Below are 20,970 nucleotides of genomic sequence, written 5' to 3' on the forward strand. Positions count from 1 at the left end.
AATTATTAATTGAAAGCTGTAGCTAAATTACCATCGTGCTGGTCTTTCAAATGCTGTTGATAGTTCGCTTCTTTTTGAGCAGGTGTGATAGGCTGTATGCTCTGGCCATCTTTCAGACTCTGCACGCCTTCGATTACAATTTTATCTCCAGGATTCAGACCTGAAGTTACGAGATATTCTTTTCCGTTGTCTAGATTGAAGATCTTGATTTCTGTATATTTCACCGTGTTATCCGGTTGCAAAACGTAAACGAACTTCTTATCCTGAATTTCTACTGTTGCTGATTGCGGTATCGTAATCACATTTTCCATCGTGTAAGGAATCAGTACGTTTGCTGTTCCGCCACTGCGTAAGATGTGTTCTTTGTTCGGGAAAAGGGCACGCATACTTACCGAACCGGTTGACTGGTCGATCACTCCTGTAATTGCGTCTACTTTACCCTCGATGCTGTACTCTGTACCGTCGATCAGCTGCAATTTGATAGCTGGAATTTTGCTGATTTCTTCTTTGATAGTACCTCCGGTTTTAGTCATGGCCAACAGCTCTTTTTCTGTCATGGAGAAATATACATATACTTCATCAATTTCAGAAACAGTAGTCATCGGAGTAGAGATGGAAGGGCTTACCAATGCTCCCAGACGATACGGAATATCGTTGATTACACCGTCAGAAGGACTCTTCACTTGGGTGAAAGAGAGATTCTGCTGTGCAGTGGTAAGCTGTGCTTTTGCTTGTGCCAGTTGTGCCTGTGATTGCGCCAGCGTATTTTCTGCCATTGACAAGTCGTAGTCACTGATGATGTTCTTCTTGTTAAGCTCACGCTTATTGTCTACCGTCATTTGTTGAGTGCTGACAGCAGCTTCGGCTGTAGCAACGGCAGCTTTTGCTGTGCGCACTGCAGCTTCGTATTGTGTAGGATCAACAATGAACAATACTTGTCCCTTACGGACAGTTGCTCCTTCATCCACGCATAGTTTCGTGATGAAACCCGATACCTGCGGACGGATTTCTACGTCTTGTTTACCTTTGATTGTAGCCGGATAGGCAGTTGTTAAATGGGCAGTCGTCTTTTGTAACTCTTGTACTGCATATTCAGGAACCTTTCCTGTTCCATTGCCCTTATTGCCACAACTAGACAAGAGGGCTACGCAAAATGCAAATAAAACAATTCTACTTTTCATACTTATAAATATCTGTTTTTTAATTTAATGCGTTTGTTCCCAGTGTGCTGTTCATTCATATAGTCAAGGGTTTTAAGGAAGAAAAGCCGGAAACTAATTTAGGCAAATTAGTTTCCGGCTGCAAAAGTACTTTAAATTCGGTATTCTTGTTCTCTGATACCGTGTTTTTTAACTATGTTTTTTACTTTAGTTTATGATATACAGGAGTCATAATAAAACTTAACTCATAATCTTGGTAAGGAAGACGGTATTTTTCCAGTGGTATAGCTCCCCAACTGTTGACACAGGCAAGACCTGCTTGCGCCTTGTCGATACAGAAATTGGTGAAGTCCGCCTTTTCTACTTCCGGTGAGTGACGCTGGTCTTTACCGTCACCGTCATCCAATGATTCGATGGTATAATTCAGTGCAGAAGCAGAGAAAGGAGCATCCGATACGAATTGTAGTCCGTTGCCGCTGATATTCAGAAGTCTCCACCAACGGATGTCCGTTTTTGTTCCGGTTTCCTGCGGGCGGATGTAAGGATAGAATTGTTCTTCTACCGTTTGGCGGTATTTGCCCAACATGGCTCCGTGGTTACGGTCGGCATAGTTCTCTCCCGGACCACGGCCGTAGTATTCTACCTCGTTGAAGTTGACAGGCATACGCATTTGCATACCGAAGCGGAACATTTCAGAAACCTTCTTGCTCTTGTCTGCCACCATCTTTTGAGTAACCTTCACTGCACCTTTATTATTAATGGTATAAGTCAGCGACAATGTTCCACCTATCGACTTCATGTCATATTCAGCACGAACCACTGCCTGATCGTTTTCAATCGCGTGTTTCAGAGAAGTCAGTTTCAGTTCCGGATTCTTCCATGCAGCGTATTTGTGTTGCAGTCCGGCTCCGAAATCATTGTCGGTCGGTGCACGCCAGAAGTTAGGAGTCAGTGCGCTGCCGTCTTCCATCATTTGCATACCGTTGACGTCGTAACGGCAGAGGTAACCGTCCTGTTTGTTGAAATCCATGGAGAAGTTCTCACCTTTCACGATCAGGTAATTGCGGTCGTTATCCAAAATATCGGGTACGATAACCGGAACGTTGGAAGCCTGTTGGTTTTCCAGTTTCAGTTCCGGTGCTTTGTAGTCGCGGATGCTTAACTGGTCGTAAGCGATAGTCGTTCCTGCCGGCAGCAGTGTTTCGGCAGCTTTCAGTTTGTAGCTCACATTGAGCAATAATTCCTTGCAAGGGCAGATATTCTTCACGTCAAACGGAATTTGCACTTTGACGGTTTGCTGGGGTGCAACTTTCAGGTCGGGCACGATGCCTGTTTGCACTACTTCCCCGTTTGCCAGTAATTGCCATTCCATATAGTATGCAGAGAGGTCGCGGAAGAAGTTCTCATTGAAAATATTGATTTCACCTTTGGCAAGATCCGCAGGAGTAGTCCATATATCCTGATAGAAATAAGCAACTTCATAAGCATGTGGATTAGGCACGCGGTCGGGGCTGATTAAGCCGTTGTCGTTGAAGTTATTGTCCGAAGCGTCGTATTTGTTGAAATCGCCGCCATAACCATAGATACTCACTCCGTCTTTATTTTTCCAGTGGCAGGATTGATCTACGAAGTCCCAAATAAATCCACCCTGATATTTCGGATATTTACGGATGATGTCCCAGTATTCTTTGAATCCGCCTTCCGAATTACCCATTGCGTGTGCATATTCGCATTGGATTAACGGTTTCTGGATATTACCTTCACTATATTTGATACAAGCGTTGTAGTCATAATACATTGGGCAGAAAATATCGGTGAATTCGCTGGTTCCTGCCTGTTCGTATTGTACGGCACGCGTCTTGTCTTCGTTCTTGATCCAAGTGTAGCATTTCTCAAAGTTCGGTCCCATGCCGGCTTCGTTACCCAGTGACCAGAAGATGATAGACGGATGGTTGTATCCGCGTTGTACATTGCGTTGGTTACGTTCCATGTGAGCTTTGGCATAACTCGGGTTCTTTGCCAGTGTCTGATCGCCGTAACCCATTCCGTGAGATTCTACATTGGCCTCGGCCACTACATACAGACCATATTGGTCACAAAGGTCATACCAACGGTTGTCGTCCGGATAATGGCAGGTACGCACAGCGTTGATGTTCAGTTCTTTCATCACTTTGATATCCTGTAGCATACGTTCGAGAGAAACGACATAACCACCGTCCGGGTCCATTTCGTGACGGTCGGCTCCTTTGAAGAGTACCGGTTGTCCGTTTACGAGTATCTGTCCGCCTTTCAGCTCAATCTTGCGGAAACCTACTTTAACGGGGATTACTTCTACTACATTATTGCCGTTTTTCAGTGTAGCGGTCAGCGTGTAGAGGTTAGGTGTCTCGGCAGTCCATTTAGCCGGATTAGAGACAGACAAGGTTGTATTTAATTTGCCCGAACCCTTCAAATCGGCAGTCGCTACACTGTTGCCTTGAGTATCTGTCAAGTTTAAAGTTACTGTGCCGCTTCCTTTCAGGTCAACGGCTATATTCAGCATACCGTCTTTATATTGGCTGTCCAGATCGGGAGTGATACGAATGTCCTGAATGTATTTTTTGTCGCGTGCGTAGAGATAACAGTCACGTCCTACGCCGGAGTAGCGGAAGAAGTCCTGATCTTCCAGATAACTGCCGTCGCACCAGCGGAATACCTGGAAAGCGATCACGTTTTTACCCGGTTTCAGATAGTTGGTCAGGTTGAATTCAGCTTCTAGTTTACTGTCTTCGCTATATCCTACGTAGCGTCCGTTCACCCAAAGGTACATATTGGAAGTTACCGAGCCGAAATGTGCAAAAATCTCTTTGCCTTTCCAGTCGGCGGGAAGGATAATTTCTTTGCGGTAAGAGCCTACATGATTGTTTTCTGTCGGCACCTGCGGAGGATTGTTTTTGAATTGGCTTCTCCATGCATATCCTACGTTGACGTAGATAGGATCACCGTAACCGTTCAATTCCCAAACGCCGGGCACCTGAAGGTCGTCCCAACCTTTGTCGTTGAAATTAGTTTGATAGAAGTCAGTCGGGCGTGCATCTGCATGTCTCACCCAGTTGAATTTCCAAGGACCGTTCAGGGTCATGAAATTCGTTGAATTTTCTTTGATGCCGGCTTTAGCTTCATCAGCCGATGCGTAAGCAAAGTAATTAGCGTGCATGGCGGAGCGGTTTACGGAATTCACTTCCGGGTCTTTCCACTCATTGAAGCTTTGTGCTTGAATTGCTGTCAGTCCCAATGCAGCCAAGCAGCAAGAGAGTAGTTGTTTCTTCATGGGTTTTTTGTATTAGGTTTGAATTTCGGGAGTCAAAGATAGGGAATAATTTGATTAATGAAGGAGAATAATAAGTCTAATTAGGTATGGCAATAGTTCAATTTTAATTTATTTATGAACTATCCAATGAAGGCTGATAATGATATGTGGAGTTGGTATAGATTTACGATGAGAGAAGAACTTGGTAAATTAACTTTTTGAAAACGACTTTTCGAGTATGGTAAAATCAATAAGAAACGATGAATAGGCTGTATTTCTCTAGTGTGATGCCCTGATATTATGGATAATACAGCTAGATTTAAAGCTTTACATTTCTTGTTATGTACTATTTTGTATCTTTTTAGTATGATAACTGTATCTTAAAAACTGTCATATTCACTTAATTTGCGACAAGTGTTTTTAACAAACCTATTTCAAATTCTTAAATTTATTATTATGAACAAACTGACGAGACTAAAAAGATGCAAAAGGTGCATCAGTACGTTAATGCTTATGTGTTGTTCGCTCTTGGTATGGGCGCAAAATACAGTGACGGGAACTGTATTGGATGAATCTAACTTAGAGGTGATTGGTGCTAATGTAAAAGAAAAAGGCACGGCTAACGGTGCTATTACCGACATGAATGGTGTTTTCCATTTAAAAGTAGGCAATCTTCAAAAGGCAGTTCTGCAGATTTCGTTCATGGGATATGAACCTCAAGAAGTGCCATTAAATGGTCGCAAACAACTGAAAATTATTTTAAAAGAAACGGCAAATGAACTTCAGGAAGTTACAGTTGTGGCCTATGGTACACAAAAGAAAGAAACTCTGACAGGCGCTATTTCTGCTGTAAACAATGAGGCGCTGATACGTTCGCCAAATGCAAGTGTGGCCAATTCGCTGGCGGGCCAGATTACAGGACTCTCATCCGTCCAGACTAGCGGTCAGCCGGGGCAGGAAGACCCTAAGGTGTTTATTCGCGGAGTGGGGTCTTTGACAGAAAGCGCTTCCTCTCCTTTGATTTTAGTGGATGGTATAGAACGTTCATTTTATCAAATGGACCCGAATGAAATAGAGAGCGTGACGGTTTTGAAAGACGCTTCTGCTACTGCCGTGTTCGGTGTGCGTGGTGCAAATGGTGTAATTTTGGTGACTACACGCCGTGGTAAGGAAGGCAAAGCGAAAATCTCCGTGAATTCTTCGGTTGGTATCCAGATGCCTACCCGCATGCTTGAAATGGCAGACAGCTATACGTATGCTACTTTGAGGAACGAGATTATAACGAATGATAAACCAAATGCTACCGAAAATGATTTGGTTTTTGATAATTATGCAATTGAACGGTTCAGGTTGAATGATGAACCTGTTATGTATCCCAGTATCGACTGGAGAAAGTATTTGCTAAATAAAACGTCTGTGCAAACACAGCATAACCTGAATATTTCCGGAGGAACAAAAGATATACGTTACTTTATATCTTTAGGTTTCTTATATCAGAATGGCTTGCTGAAACAGTTTGAAGGAGTGGGGTATGATAACAATTATAAATACAAAAGATACAATTATCGCGCGAATTTAGACTTTAATGTAACTAAGACTACCACGTTGAAGATTGGTATCGGTGGCATTGTAGGTAACCGGAATGAGCCGATGATTAATGATGCGACTAATTCGATCTGGACACTGATTAATCAGACAACTCCGTTCAGCAGTCCGGGTGTAATTGACGGACAACTCATAGTTACTCCCGAAGAACGTTTTGATAATAAAATTAATCTGGGCAACAGTGCTTTGCCTAAGTGTTATGGGACGGGTTACTCAACTGCTATTAATAATACGATGAATCTGGACCTTCTGTTGAATCAGAAGTTGGACTTCATAACCAAAGGGCTGTCGGCGGAAATAAAAGGTGCTTATAATACGAGTTATGGCTTTACCAAAAAGCGTAAAGGGCAAGTGGAACAATTTATGCCTTTCTATCAGTCTTCTTTGGAAGACCCGTCGCTTGGTTATGATTCGCCGGATTTCAACAAGAATATTGTTTATAAGATCAAAGGAGAGAACAAGAGCTTGCAATATGAGGAAACTTCTTCGCGGGCACGAGACTGGTATCTGGAAGCAAGTCTGAGATATAACCGTAAATTTGGTTTTCATAATGTCGGGGGATTGTTCTTATACAATCAGAGCAAGAAATACTATCCCACCCAATGGGTGGGAGTACCGTCTGCTTACATCGGTTTTGTAGGGCGTCTGACATATGATTACAAATCCCGCTATATGGCAGAAGTTAACTTTGGTTATAATGGTTCTGAGAATTTTGCTCCGGGTAAGAGATTCGGTGCGTTTCCTGCCGGTTCTATCGGTTATATTCTGTCGGAAGAGGCTTTTATGAAAAAACAGAAGGTGGTTGATTATCTGAAATTCCGTGCTTCTGTCGGCTTGGTCGGAAATGACAATCTTGGAAATAACCGCTTCTTGTTCTTGCCGGATTCTTACGATGTGAATCTGAGCGGAGTAGATGGATGGAATAACAATAAGTATGGATTCAACTTTGGTTATAACAGCAAGGCGTTAATTCTGGGTGCATTGGAGAAGCGTCTGGGCAATCCGAACGTGACTTGGGAAACTGCGCTGAAACAGAACTATGGATTGGACGTTCATTTCTTGAAGAGCCGTCTGAAAATCTCTTTGGATTATTTCCTCGAAGAACGTAAGGATATTCTTATCAATCGTAAGACAATACCTTTATTAACGGGGCTGACTTCATCCATTCTACCTGCCGTAAATATGGGTAAAGTGAAAAACCATGGATATGAAGTAGAAGTGAGGTGGAATGACAAGATCGGGCAGGTTCAGTATAATGTTCAGGCAAATGTTTCCTATTCAAAGAATAAGATTGTTTTTCAAGACGAGGTTGAGCCTAATGAGCCTTATATGTGGCGGACAGGAAATCCGGTCGGAACGCTTTTCGGATATGTGGCGGACGGTTTTTATACAGAGGCGGACTTCGGGGAGAACGGCAAACTGTTGGCAGGTCTGCCCGATCCGGGTGTGTCTGTGAAGCCGGGTGATGTGAAATACCGGGATTTGAACGGTGATGAGGAAATTACTTCCGACGACCAGACTATTATTGGAAACCCGACTCGTCCGGCCTATACATTCGGATTGAATTATGGTATTAATTACAAAGGCTTTTTCCTGACAATGAACTGGACTGGTGCTGCACAGCGCTCTTTGTTGCTGGACGGGGCTTTCAGAGAACCTTTTGGAAATGGTAAAATCCGTGGTTTGATGCAGTTTCATGCAGATACGCGCTGGACGCCGGAAACTGCAAACACAGCTACTACACCGCGGTTTACCGAGACAAATGCAGTCTATAATATGCGTTCCTCCTCTTTGTGGGTGCGAGACGGTTCTTATTTGAAGCTGAAGAATGTGACGATAGGATATAACTTCACAGATAAGAAGATGTTAAAGAAGCTGGGTATTCAGCAGTTAGGTATAAAACTGACCGGTTATAATCTGTTGACCTTTGATAAGTTTGACATCATGGACCCTGAATGTAATCCGAATAATGCGGATTCTTACCCTATCATTAAAATATATAATTTAGGTATTAATCTAACCTTTTAATAGTGCTGACAATGAAAAACTATAAAAAGTATATAGGCTGTCTTTCTCTCTTTGTATTGACACTGATAGGGTGTGAAGACCTTAAATTTGGAGAGAAATTTCTGGATAAGCCGATAAGTAACGAACAGAATATCGATTCTGTTTTTAACAAAAAGGTATATGCTGAGCAGGCGTTGGCGGAAACTTATCATTCTTTACCGGATTATCTGCCGATGCAAGGACGTCTGGGATATGGCGTTTTGGAGATGCTTACCGATCTGGGTGACTGGACGAAAAAGGGGGCACCTAAATTTTATACAGGGACGGTGGACGGAACAAATACATATCTGGAACATCTTCCATACCGGTTGGATGTTGCCAGTGCTACAATAGGAGTAGGACCGATTTATGGTATCCGGAGAGCCTACATCTACATTGAAAATGTGGATAGAGTGCCGGATATGACTGCGGATGAGAAAGCGATAGGGAAAGCGGAAGCGCAAGTAATCATTGCCTATCATTATTCTCAAATGCTCCGTTATTATGGTGGCATGCCGTGGATAGACCATGCATATACGGCAGAAGATGCGATGAAATTTCCCCGTATGACAGTGGAGGAAACTGTACAGAAGATCGTTGGACTACTGGATGCGGCAGCCTCTGTACTACCTTGGCAGGTTGATGCAGATAATGACGGGCGCATGACGGCTGCTTCTGCTTTAGCGTTAAAGTCCAGAGTGCTTCAATTTGTGGCGAGTCCTTTATTTAATGCTGATAAACCCTATTTGGAAGGAGATGCTTCGTCTCAATTCCTTACTTGGTATGGCAACTATTCACCAGACAGGTGGCAAAAGGCGTTGGATGCCGGATTAGAATTTATGCGGGCTAATAAAAAGAACTCGGACGCTTATCAGCTGGTGAATACAGGTAATCCTCGCGATGATTTTGCAGCAGGATATTTCAATCGCCATAACGGTGAAGTCTTGATTTCTTCCAGAAGATTCACCACCTATGCTACGGGAAAGCTTCCGTTTGCCCAAGTACGTTACGGGGTCGCTTCTCCTACATTGACCTATGTCGATATGTTTCAGATGAAAGACGGAACAGAATTCGACTGGAACAATCCGGATCATAATAAATTCCCCTTCTTTGATAAGGACGGAAACCCCAGAAGAGATATCCGCTTGTATGAAACGGTTGCTGTGAATGGAGATAAGTTTAAGGGCGCCCAGAAAGTGCAGATTTACGAAGGAGCCACCCAAGCGCCTTATAAAGACGGACGAATGAGCTACAATGGGGTTGCTATGAGAAAATTCATACGGAACTTCAATGACGAAGTGAATGGTAAGTTTTATTCTTGCCCGTTGATTCGCCTTCCGGAGGTTTATCTGAATATGGCCGAAGCGATGAACGAACTGAATAAGGCGGAAGTCCGTGATGAGTTTGGCAATACAGCTTATGATTATTTGAATAAAACCAGACTGCGTGCAGGTATGCCTGCGATATCGGCAACAGATGTTCCGGCCGGCAAACCGTTGCGTGAAGCGATATTACGCGAAAGAGCCATTGAATTCGGCTATGAAGAAGTACGTTATTTCGATCTGGTACGTTGGAAACGCTCAGATATATTTACCGGACAATTGTCACGTCTGATTATTAAAAAAGCGGCCGGTGAGCCAAGCGGCTTTTCTTATACCGTATCTCATGCAATGGCGGAAACACGCCAGTATGCGAAACCCGAAAAGTGGAACGACAAGTATTTCCTGTTACCTCTGCCTGTAGATGAGATAAACAAGAAATATGGATTGATTCAGAATCCGGGTTGGTAATAATCAAATCGTTGAATAATAAGAAGAATGATTATGAATAAATCACTTTATATCGTAGCTTTCTCGTTGGCATTTGCCACTACGGGTATAGCGCAAAATAATGAAGGACAAGATAAGGTAATCGATCTGGGCACGCAGACGACAACCGAATTACGGAAGACACAGGCTGTATCTACCATTTATTCGGATGAATTAGATAAAAATGCCACCACTAGTCCTTATAATGCCATTTATGGTCTATTGCCGGGATTGAGTGTGATGCAGAACACTAGTTGGGGCACAGATAAATCTCGTCTCAACGTGCGGGGGCGCGGTTCTTTGAATGGAGATACGCCTTTATTTGTAGTAGATGGTTTTGCACGCCCTCTCGAATATATCAACCTTTCGGAGATAGAATCGATATCCGTTTTGAAAGACGGTGCTGCTACTGCTCTCTGGGGAGGCAGAGGTGCTAACGGAGTAGTATTGATAACTACCAAACGTGGTATATATAACAAGAAAGATATAAAAGTAGACTACAAGTTCGGTTTAGGCTTGCCTGTCGATCAGCCGGAATTTGCCGATGCTTATACCTATGCCAAGGCCCGTAATGAAGCATTGAGATATGATGGCTTGCAACCGGATATGGATGAAGCCTCTTTCCTGTCCGGAGCCAATAGCGATCTTTATCCGAATGTGGACTGGCAGAAAGAAGCGTTACGCAATCATACGACCAGTCATCAACTGGACATCACTTTCCGCGGAGGTGGCAAGCGGCTTCGTTATTTCAGTGTCCTCAATTACAAAAATGATATGGGACTGCTGAATAGCAAGTATACCGATTATACAGATCGTTATAACTCCCAGATGAAGAAATACTTCCTCAATCTTCGCATGAATCTGGATGTGGATATCACAGACGCGACGAAATTGAAATTGAGTATGCTCGGTATGCTGCGAGAGAGCAAGCGTCCCACTACATCGGAAGCGACTTTGTTTGAGCAGATTTTCAACACCCCGTCCGCTGCATTCCCCGTGCAGACAAAGAATGGGTTCTGGGGTAGTAATAATGTGCTGAAAACAAACCCGATAGCCAATCTGGCGGACGTAGGTTATTATAAACTGAATCAGCGTATGTTGCAGGCGGACTTGCGGTTGGTGCAGGACTTGTCTGTATTGACACGCGGGTTGAGTGCGGAACTCGCTATTGCTTATGATAATAATGCGACCTATCAGGAAACAGCCAAGAAAAGTTTTATGTACCAGACCATTGAAAAAGGTACAGACGGAGAGCCGGTTTACACAAATTACGGTAACCCTAACGATGAACTGGAAATCAGCAACAAAGGATTGGCCAATCAATACATACATGCCAATTTTGAAGCGAAGGTCAATTATCACCGGACATGGGATAAGCATGATTTTACGGCCAGTGCTATGTTCCGTCAGGAATCAATGACATTGACAGGAGCTAATAATAGTCGTTACCGCCAATACATCATCGGAACTGCAGGTTATAATTTTGACAACCGTTATATGGTGGATATCGTAGCCAACTGTTTTGGCAGCAGCGTGTTGGGGAAGAACGACAAGTATCGTGCATATCCCGCCATATCTGCCGCCTGGATACTTTCGAACGAGAATTTCATGAAAGGAATTTCCGCTTTCGATTATCTGAAACTTCGCGCTTCTTACGGACGTTCCGGATATGATATTTATGATTATGACATGGATAAGCAATATTGGATAGGAAGCGGTTCTTACTATTTTCAGGCCGGAAATACTTCTGCCGGGAGCAGTCTGAAGGAAGGAGTGCTTGCAATGGAACAATTGGATCTGGAAGTTGCGGATAAATATAATATCGGTTTGGATATGAGCCTGTTCAAGGGACTGACTTTTTCTATTGACGGCTTTTATGACAAGCGTACCAATATCCTGATTGACGGAAGTGGGCTGATTTCATCTGCAATCGGCGTTACTATTCCCAAAATGAATGCAGGGAAAGTGGAAACAAAAGGAACGGAGCTCTCTGCTATGTGGAAAAAGGAATATAAGGACTTCAACTACTATATCGGAGCCAACTTCTCCTATGCCAAAAGTAAAGTCATAGAAAATGGTGAGGGATATCAGCCGTATGGCTATTTGTCTAAAAAAGGTTACCCTGTCGGGCAATGTTTTGGCTGGGAGGCTATCGGTTATTTCAGAGATGAGGCGGACATTAAGAGCAGTCCGGTACAGAAATTCTCGGAAGTACGTCCAGGTGATGTCAAGTACAGGGATTTGAATGGTGATAACGTGATTGACAACAATGACCAGAAGGCGATAGGATATTCCACTGCCATACCGGAGATTTATTATGGCATTAACTTGGGATTTGAATATAAAGGTTTCGGTGTGGATGCTTTATTTCAAGGAGTAGGCCATTATAGCGTGATGTTGAATACTGCTAGCGTATATTGGCCGTTGAGGAACAACACGAATATTTCCAGCTGGTATCTGAACGACAGAATCCGCTGGACGGAAGAAACGAAAGATATCGCAAATGTTCCCCGCCTGACCACGCTGGATAATGCCAATAACTTCAGAAACAGTACACAGTGGTTGGAGAACGGGAGCTATTTCAAACTTCGTAACCTGAATGTCTACTATAACCTTCCTTCTTCTTGGGTGAAGAAAATGAGAATGGAGAAGATTCAGGTATATGCGAGAGCTAATAATCTTTTTTCGCTCGATCATGTGAAGTATATGAATTGTGAGGATTTGAACATCAATTATCCGGATATGACTTCCGTTTATTTCGGGTTGAATATTAACTTCTAAAATGTGAGATGACCATGAGAAAATATATCATACTATATACAGGTTTGCTGCTATCCGTATCGGGGTGTAGCTTGCTCGAACTGGACGAATCGACAGGCTTGGACAGAGAAGAGGCCTATTCCTACTTTAGCAATGTAAAAGGTTTGGCTACCTATGTTTATAGCCAGTTGCCCGGAGATCTCGGAGTGCTCGACGGGGCTTTGAGGGAGTCTGCGACGGATAATTCTGTTTATGTCTGGAGTGATAATAGTGTCCACGACTTTTATAACAATGCCTGGAGTCCCAACAATGCAGTCGATAATATGTGGTCGAAGTGCTATGGAGCTATCCGTTCCGTCAATTCATTCCTTGAAAACTATTCACAGGAAAAACTGGAGCGTTTCCGCTGGAATGATACGTATGAAGAAGACATTGCCAAGGCTACCATGTATCGTGAAGAATTACGGGTGTTGCGGGCTTTCTATCTGTTCGAACTGGCCAAACGATATGGTGACATTCCGCTTTTGACGCGTACATATACATTAGATGAAATCAATAGTGTGGAAAAGACTTCTTTCAATGAGGTGATAAAATATATCTGCGACGAATGTAGTGATGCGGCCAAGGTGCTGCCTGTCAGTCATCAAGACTTTTGGGCGGAGACGGGACGTGTGACCAAAGGCACAGCGTTGGCATTGAAATCCCGCGCTCTTCTTTACGCGGCGAGTTTGTTGCATAATCCCGCCCGGGATGCTGATAAATGGAAAGCGGCTGCCGATGCGGCTTATGCTATCATAAAAGAGAACTGGTACAGCTTGCCGAAGACGAATGCTGATCCTCTGTATGACAAGAATGGTGGGAACGATGTGTTGAAATCTCCGCAATTAATTTTTGAACGTAGAAATGGGGAAAGCTTTGATTTTGAAGCAAACAATTTACCTATCAGTTATGAAAAGGGTAAAACGGGTAACGTGCCCACCCAGAATTTGGTGGATGCTTTCCAAATGACTAATGGAAAAGACTTTGATTGGGAACAGATTGCGCCGGGGCAGAATCCGTATGAAGGCAGGGACCCGAGATTTTATAAAACAGTACTTTGTAACGGTGATACATGGATGAATTCGACTATCCAGTCTTATGAAGGAGGAAAAGACGGTGCCGGAACAGCCGGAGCAACTACCACAGGTTATTATTTGAAGAAGTATATGAATGAGACTGTCTCTTTAGCTCCCTCCAACGAGAAAAAGAAACCGCACCATTTCATTATATTCCGTTATGCGGAAATTCTCCTGAACTATGCGGAAGCAATGGATGCCTGGAAAGACGCCGATTATACGGATAATGATCATCCGTTGTCTGCACGTGCGGCACTGAATCAGGTGCGTACTGCTGCCGATATGCCTGCCATTACAACAAGTGGCGACGCGTTTACTGAAAGTGTTCGTCGTGAAAGACGAGTGGAACTTGCGTTCGAAGACCATAGGTTCTGGGACATCCGCCGTTGGAAGATCGGCGATAAAACCAAAGCTATTTACTGCATCAAGATCATCATGGAAAACGGCTCTCCTGTTTATAAGAAAGAATTGCTTGAAACACGTAACTGGGATGATAAGATGTACTTATATCCTATACCGCAGACAGAATATTATAAGAATCCTAATTTAGGTCAAAATACAGGCTGGTAACTATGAATAAGCGAACCCTAAAAGTTAGACAAAAACTTTTAGGGTTCATTTTTATGGAAAGAAGTTTTAAAGAATTGTGCGTTCATAAATTAATACGTAAAAAACGAATGTATAGGTCTGTATATGTGGAAAAGATGGAATGGTGAAATGAAAGAAGAGGATGCCGATTGAGATATTGGGGTATCAGGGGTAGGGAAGGCATTCTCTTCGAAGATAGGCCGGAAGGGTTACTTTCACAAGCAATCTTTCTGTTTGCTATCTCCTATTATATATAGGTAAGGGTTATGAATCTGGATTATTCCATATCTTCTTTGGTTCGCAGACTGACTAACTCTGTCCACTTAATGATACTTAAATCGAACCCTCCTTTCTCCAAGTATTGGAGGGCGGTTCTAAAATGGCGGATCACTTTTTCGGCATCATTTGTTGTTCTATACTCAAGTTCTCCAAGTGCATATTCAAGACGTGCCATTTGTATGTAATCTAATAAGGTATAGTTTTCGTCAACGGATAAAGTTGAAAGATAGTTCAACAGGTCGGATGCTTTTTCTCGTTCTTCATCTGATAAGTTGGAGATGGGGCGGCGCGCGATAGGGTGCTGCATTAATAGAATAATGTTTTCTTTCAGGTCGTCATACATATCTTTGTTATGTTTGTCGCATCATTTCCCTGTGGTGCGCGGTTAAAAAAGAGAGCGTGGAAAACTACCACTGTATGCCAACCATAGGCTCGGCAAAGACCCTCCGCGACATAAGTGATAGTCCCACGCCCATTGGGTATATAAACAAATTATATACAGAAGTGTGCGCGAGACCTGACATCACTTATTGCCATTCGCGGTAAATTTTTGCCGAATTTATGGTTGAATGCAATAAATAACCGTTCTCAATAAAATGTTCCTCTCTACGTATGAAAGGAAACCGCTACAAAAGTAGCAATAAATATCTGTAAAGCAAGTAATCTTGTTTTATAATTTCATAGATAGTTCTGAATCATCTGTGCTTGCAGTGTTTTTATTACTCTTATTTTGCAAGGGCTATTTTCTATCTTATCCAGTAAATCACCAGCTTCAGTCTGAACAATAATCACCTCTAAACACTTTTGTTTATTATATAGTTTGTTTATTTTTGCTAGTAGAAAGTTTGCAGAATCAAACTCTCTTTGAATTATAATAGGAGTCAGACTTTCTTTTAAAAAACCATCAACAGTTGAATTACGCTGAACAGGGACCGCATTGATGTTTTTTAATATCTCCAATTCAAATTCAGTCTTCTCAATATAACTTCTCTCACCTTTTTTTAATAACTGAGACTCTGTAATAATCATTTTACAAAGACGCTGCTTGGATAAACTTACAGCATCTTCGGAAATATCTATCCCGATGTAGTTTCGTCCCATTGATTTCGCAGCTACACAAGTCGTTCCGCTTCCACAAAAAGGATCCAACACAATATCACTCTCATCAGTTGTGACTTCAATAATCTTTTTAAGAAGTGCAACTGGCTTTTGGGTAGGATATCCACAGCGCTCTTTGGCTTTGGGATTGAGAAACGGAATTTCCCATACATCAGATAAAGGGACACCTTTCTTGCTTGTTGGTTTTACGATTTCTCCATCTGCATTTCTCTTATAAACGGCTTTCCCAAATAGGTCTCTTTCTCTCTCTTGAAGAATTTGGTCAATGTTTGTTGTAGCAGAATAATCCGTATACAGCTTATTAAATTTAAAATTCTCACATTTTGAGTAAAAGAAAATTATTTGATGAGCGTTTTGAAGTCCGCTTTTAGAATTTGACCATCTCTTGTAAGTCCAAACAATTTCATTAACAAAGTTATCTTCGCCAAAAATTTCATCTAAAACGAAACGTAGATGATGAGAAGCCGTTTTGTCACAATGAAGTAACAATGAGCCATCATCTCGCAAAACTCGCTTACACTCAATTAAAGCCTCTTTTATCAGGCTTAAGTATTCATCCAACGATTTGTATTTATCGTCAAAAGAGTATATTTTATCGCGAGATGAATCAGTAAGCTTATGCTTTTTTTGAGTAAAAAAAGGAGGGTCAAGATAAACCATGTTAATACTTTGGGTGGCGATTCCTTTTAGTATTTCTCGGCAATCACCAAGCAAAATTGTATTAATCATTGTTGCTTGCAGTTCTCTCATAGGCAATTTCTTCTAAAACTTGTTTTAAGTCGATTCCTGTGTATCGTTTAACAAACTCCCATGCATAATCTCCTGCATAGTATTCACCGTTAACTCCACTGTAAAGAGTCTCGAGTGTTTCTTGAATCTTAATAGCTTGGGCTCTTTGAGGATAGTAGAACATAACACGGATGGGTGTAAAACCTGCTCCAGTGATAACCTTTACTCTAGTGTGTTCTTTTGTTATATGGTCGCCATCAGTTGTTGCGTCTCTCCACTTGATTTCAATGGCATCTGTACCATTAAGAAAATCTATCTCAAAAGTTTTAGGCTTTTGGCCTAAAGTATTAGGGATCTTAGTCTTGCATCCTTCTGGATAAACTTCGGTAAAACAAAGCGTTGTGGCTTCTTCCAAAAAAGAGCCGGCATACTTGTACAAGAAACGACCTGTATTTTGATATTCGTCGATAAGTTGGCCTTCTTCGTTAGAAATACCGAGAACACGATAAATCAAATAGTGTGACGTATCATCATCCTTCATTTCCTTTTTTCTCTGAGCGATTTGGGAATGAAGAGTCTTAGTATATTTGTCTGCCAGCTTCTTAATTTTATCTTTTATTGCCATATAAATACGATTAAAAATTAGATAAGGGAGCTTTCTAAGTTTGGCTGATACTCCCTCAATATGCAAAAGTACAAAAAAAGCAAACCGCAAAGACTTTTTTGTTATTTAAGACTTTCTTTTTTCATGGGTATATAAACAGAATAATTGTAATTCATCCTTCTGTTTTTTTTGCATAAACCACCAGTTTTCCAGCTCCGTAGCGTATCAACAATCCGCGCTCGATAAAGGTATTTAGTTCATTGAGTGCCCGTTGCTTGTCATGCCCTGTCAATCGGCAATAATCTGCACGGGTCAAACAGGGAAATCGTTGGAGGTGTTCGTTGATGATAGCCAGACACTCTTTTTCACTGTGCCCTTTTCCGGTAGGACGGGTGAACGATTTGCCGCGCTCTGGTCTCATTTGCTGGCCTACTTCTCTTTTGAACTGTTTGCCTGCCCGGAAATTGATGTTTTTCAGGCTGATGGATTGGGCGTGCACATCTTTCTTTTTCATCGCTGGAGGTCCTTGCAGAGAGACGGAAAAATATCCGATATCACCTAGCTCCACAATCCATCCATTTGCAAGCAGGTCTCTTAATTCATTTTGAAAAGACTGCATGGCACCAACCAATAAGCTACGGCTTATTCCGGTGAATTTGTGAACACGATCCAGGAATTCTTCCTGATCGATTGTTCCGTTGAAAACAACACGGGGATGAAGTGGCTGTTCTTCGCCTTTCTTCTGAATGTCGGGCGTGTCGTAAAGGTCGTAATGTATACTCATAATCAGAATTGTTTTATACCGGTACTTTTATTTATCCGATTGCCTGTGAGGATTTGTTTTATTAGCTATTCTTACTTCGTATGACTATAGTCTTTCTTTCGTATAACTATAGTCATACGCAAGGGAGACTATAGTTATCTTTTCGAATAACTATAGTTATACGAAAAGATATCAGGCAACAAAGGTAATCTTTTTAGGTAATAAAACTAATTATATTAGTAAGAAAGAAATAAAAACGTCGCAAATATTGTTTATTACCTTATGCCACCCTTTCCTTTTTTAATAAATTAGCTAGAAAGTGTGGTGTTTATTGAATAAGAACCCTTATTTTTGCAGCATGTTACAATTTGAGAATCAAAAGATAAAGCAAATAGTTCGCAAGGTGCTTCCGGTAGTAACGCTGGGAGCTATGTTATATTCCTGCGCCAGTATTGGACGGCCGGACGGAGGCCCTTATGATGAGACGCCACCCCGTTTCATCGGTAGTACTCCTGCTGCGGGTGCTCTGAATAATGAAAGGACTAAAATTTCTTTGGTATTTGATGAGTTTATTAAGTTGGAGAAAGCAACCGAGAAAGTCGTTGTTTCTCCTCCTCAGATACAGCAACCGGAGATAAAGGCTTCCGGCAAGAGAATACAAGTGAACCTGCTCGACTCTTTGAAGCCCAATACTACCTACACGATTGACTTCTCGGATGCGATTGTCGATAATAATGAAGGTAATCCGCTAGGGAATTTTGCATTTACGTTCTCTACCGGTACGGAGATCGATACGATGGAGGTGTCGGGAACAATGCTCGATGCTTCTAATCTGGAACCGATTAAAGGTATGCTCGTCGGACTGCATTCCAACCTGAACGATTCGGCTTTCAATAAATTGCCTTTCGACCGTGTGGCACGTACAGACAGCCGTGGCCGTTTCTCTATCCGGGGTATAGCTCCCGGTAAGTATCGTATCTACGGTTTGATGGATGCCGACCAGAACTTTACTTTTAATCAGAAGAGCGAGATGATTGCTTTCCACGATTCGTTGATTATCCCTCGTATGGAAGAACGTGTCCGCATGGATACGGCTTGGGTCGATTCATTGACTTACGACACGATTGTTGAGAAGAAATATATGCATTATTTGCCGGATGATGTCATCCTCCGTGCCTTTAAAGAACTCAACTATTCGCAATATCTTATCAAGTCGGAAAGATTGGTTCCGCAGAAATTCACGTTCTACTTTGCCGGTAAAGCCGATACTTTGCCTGTATTGAAAGGCTTGAACTTCGATGAAAAGGATGCTTTTGTTATCGAAAAGAATCAGCGGAATGACACCATCCATTATTGGGTAAAAGACTCCCTGCTCTTTAAACAAGATACGCTGGCTATGAGCCTGACTTATCTTTATACGGATACATTGAATCAGTTAGTGCCCCGTACAGATACGCTCAACCTCGTTTCGAAGCAAAAATATAAGAAAGAGGAGCCGGATAAGGACAAAAAGAAAAAGAAGAAAAAGAAAGGTGAAGAGGATGAACCCGAACCGACAAAATTCTTGCCGGTAAATGTCGGGGCTCCTTCGTCAATGGATGTATATGGTTCTATCTCTTTGAGTTTTGAAGAACCGATAGCCAGTTTTGATACTGCGGCCATCCATCTGCGGCAAAAGGTAGATACGCTTTGGAAAGATATACCATTCGACTTTGAACAGGACTCTGTGAATCTAAAGAGGTTTAATCTGTATTATGATTGGGAGCCGACGCTGGAATATGAATTTTCGGTAGATTCGACTGCGTTCCATGGTATATACGGACTGTTTACAGACAAAATAAAACAAGGGTTCAAGGGGCGTAGTTTGGAAGAATATGCCAAAATCACGTTTGTGGTGACGGGAGCGGAACCTAATGCTTTCGTTGAACTGTTGGATGCGCAGGATAAAGTGGTACGCCGAAGAAGAGTAGAGGAGGGAGGTTATGTCGACTTTTATTACTTAAATCCCGGTAAGTATTCCGCCCGGTTGATTAACGACCGGAATGGAAACGGTGAATGGGATACCGGCAATTTTGAAAAAGGAGTGCAGCCCGAAGAGGTGTATTATTATAATCAGATTTTAGAGCCGAAAGCCAACTGGGATCTAGAACAAAGTTGGGATATTCATGCAGTTCCGCTAGATAAGCAAAAGCTGGATGAACTTAAAAAACAAAAACCAGATGAAGACAAGAAGAAAAAGGATCGGGAACGAAATAGTCAGAACCGCCGTCGTTAGCGTTCGACGCAATTTTATTATCGGATTAGTGGCCTTACTGATGGGAGCTTTCGCCCTTCCTGCCAGTGCTCAATGTGAAGCGAAGAATGATGCGTTTCAATCCGGCGAACACGTAATGTATGATTTATACTTTAACTGGAAGTTTGTCTGGGTGAAAGCCGGACTTGCCAGTTTGACGACGAATGCGACTACTTATCATTCACAACCAGCCTACCGGATTAACCTGCTTGCTTTGGGCAGTAAACGGGCGGACTTCTTTTTCAAGATGCGCGATACGCTGACTTGTGTGATTGGAGAAAAACTGGAGCCGCGCTATTTCCGTAAAGGTGCCGAAGAGGGAAAACGTTACACGGTCGATGAGGCTTGGTTTTCTTATAAGAACGGTCTTTGCCTGGTAAATCAGAAGCGTACTTACCGGGATGGAGCGTTTGATGAATCTGAAGCTAGCGATAGCCGTTGTATATACGATATGTTAAGCATCTTAGGACAGGCACGTTCTTATGACCCTGCTGATTATAAGGTGGGAGACAAGATTAAATTTCCGATGGCTACGGGACGTAAAGTGGAAGAACAGACGCTTATTTATCGCGGTAAAGAAAATGTAAAAGCAGAAAATGGAGTGACTTACCGTTGTCTGATTTTCTCATTAGTTGAATATGATAAGAAAGGGAAAGAGAAGGAAGTGATTACTTTCTTCGTAACGGACGATTTGAACCATCTTCCTGTCCGTCTGGACTTATTCCTGAATTTTGGTTCGGCAAAAGCATTCTTGAATAATGTGACCGGCAACCGGCATCCGCTGACTTCTATCGTTAAATAGATAAAGAGAT

Annotated in this window: 12 protein-coding genes; 6 read left to right on the forward strand and 6 right to left on the reverse strand. The window is 42.3% G+C overall.

The window, feature by feature from the left end; translation table 11 throughout:
* Window positions 1–5: 5 nt before the first annotated feature.
* Both NXX38_RS07805 and NXX38_RS07810 read right to left on the reverse strand, forming a co-directional pair.
* Window positions 6–1,181 carry an efflux RND transporter periplasmic adaptor subunit gene (locus NXX38_RS07805; protein ID WP_195648963.1) on the reverse strand — a complete coding sequence of 392 codons (1,176 nt, stop codon included), beginning with the start codon at window positions 1,179–1,181 and terminating at the stop codon, window positions 6–8.
* Window positions 1,182–1,362: 181 nt separating this feature from the next.
* Window positions 1,363–4,470, reverse strand: coding sequence for a glycoside hydrolase family 2 TIM barrel-domain containing protein (locus tag NXX38_RS07810; protein ID WP_258979005.1), 3,108 nt, complete (start codon window positions 4,468–4,470; stop codon window positions 1,363–1,365).
* A 486-nt stretch (window positions 4,471–4,956) separates the two neighbouring features.
* Here NXX38_RS07810 and NXX38_RS07815 point away from each other — a divergent pair, with 486 nt between their 5' ends.
* Genes NXX38_RS07815 through NXX38_RS07830 form a run of 4 tightly spaced genes read left to right on the forward strand, consistent with a single transcriptional unit; the run spans window position 4,957 to window position 14,353 of the window.
* Window positions 4,957–8,082: a TonB-dependent receptor gene (locus tag NXX38_RS07815; protein ID WP_258981889.1), complete on the forward strand. Its 3,126-nt coding sequence runs from the start codon at window positions 4,957–4,959 to the stop codon at window positions 8,080–8,082.
* Window positions 8,083–8,093: 11 nt separating this feature from the next.
* Window positions 8,094–9,890, forward strand: a complete 1,797-nt coding sequence (locus NXX38_RS07820) for a RagB/SusD family nutrient uptake outer membrane protein (protein ID WP_195648961.1) — start codon at window positions 8,094–8,096, stop codon at window positions 9,888–9,890.
* Between the two features lie 27 nt (window positions 9,891–9,917).
* Window positions 9,918–12,689 carry a SusC/RagA family TonB-linked outer membrane protein gene (locus NXX38_RS07825; protein ID WP_195648960.1) on the forward strand — a complete coding sequence of 924 codons (2,772 nt, stop codon included), beginning with the start codon at window positions 9,918–9,920 and terminating at the stop codon, window positions 12,687–12,689.
* Window positions 12,690–12,697: 8 nt separating this feature from the next.
* Window positions 12,698–14,353, forward strand: a complete 1,656-nt coding sequence (locus NXX38_RS07830; RefSeq protein ID WP_258979006.1) for a RagB/SusD family nutrient uptake outer membrane protein — start codon at window positions 12,698–12,700, stop codon at window positions 14,351–14,353.
* A 295-nt stretch (window positions 14,354–14,648) separates the two neighbouring features.
* On the opposite strand, the gene NXX38_RS07835 is transcribed toward NXX38_RS07830, so the two are convergent.
* The 4 genes from NXX38_RS07835 to NXX38_RS07850 form a co-directional block, all read right to left on the reverse strand.
* Window positions 14,649–14,993: a hypothetical protein gene (locus tag NXX38_RS07835; protein ID WP_234131672.1), complete on the reverse strand. Its 345-nt coding sequence runs from the start codon at window positions 14,991–14,993 to the stop codon at window positions 14,649–14,651.
* Window positions 14,994–15,328: 335 nt separating this feature from the next.
* Window positions 15,329–16,519 carry a site-specific DNA-methyltransferase gene (locus NXX38_RS07840; RefSeq protein WP_234131671.1) on the reverse strand — a complete coding sequence of 397 codons (1,191 nt, stop codon included), beginning with the start codon at window positions 16,517–16,519 and terminating at the stop codon, window positions 15,329–15,331.
* Window positions 16,491–17,123 (reverse strand): ApaLI family restriction endonuclease, encoded by a 633-nt coding sequence (locus NXX38_RS07845; protein ID WP_234131670.1) that lies wholly within the window; start codon window positions 17,121–17,123, stop codon window positions 16,491–16,493. The genes NXX38_RS07840 and NXX38_RS07845 overlap by 29 nt, the downstream gene beginning before the upstream one ends.
* A 151-nt stretch (window positions 17,124–17,274) precedes the next feature.
* Window positions 17,275–17,886, reverse strand: a complete 612-nt coding sequence (locus NXX38_RS07850; RefSeq protein WP_258979009.1) for a DNA-binding protein — start codon at window positions 17,884–17,886, stop codon at window positions 17,275–17,277.
* A gap of 337 nt (window positions 17,887–18,223) precedes the next feature.
* On the opposite strand from NXX38_RS07850, the gene NXX38_RS07855 reads away from it, so the two are divergent.
* The gene (locus tag NXX38_RS07855) at window positions 18,224–20,140 is read left to right on the forward strand and encodes an Ig-like domain-containing protein (protein ID WP_258979010.1); all 1,917 of its coding nucleotides are present in this window, start codon (window positions 18,224–18,226) and stop codon (window positions 20,138–20,140) included.
* Complete coding sequence (locus NXX38_RS07860) at window positions 20,085–20,960, forward strand: DUF3108 domain-containing protein (protein ID WP_148364234.1); 876 nt, start codon at window positions 20,085–20,087, stop codon at window positions 20,958–20,960. Before NXX38_RS07855 ends, NXX38_RS07860 begins: the two co-directional genes overlap by 56 nt.
* The last annotated feature ends 10 nt before the right edge of the window (window positions 20,961–20,970 follow it).

Origin of the sequence: Bacteroides sp. BFG-637, from assembly GCF_024793605.1 — a bacterium.
GTDB classification, from domain to species: Bacteria; Bacteroidota; Bacteroidia; order Bacteroidales; family Bacteroidaceae; genus Bacteroides; species Bacteroides vicugnae.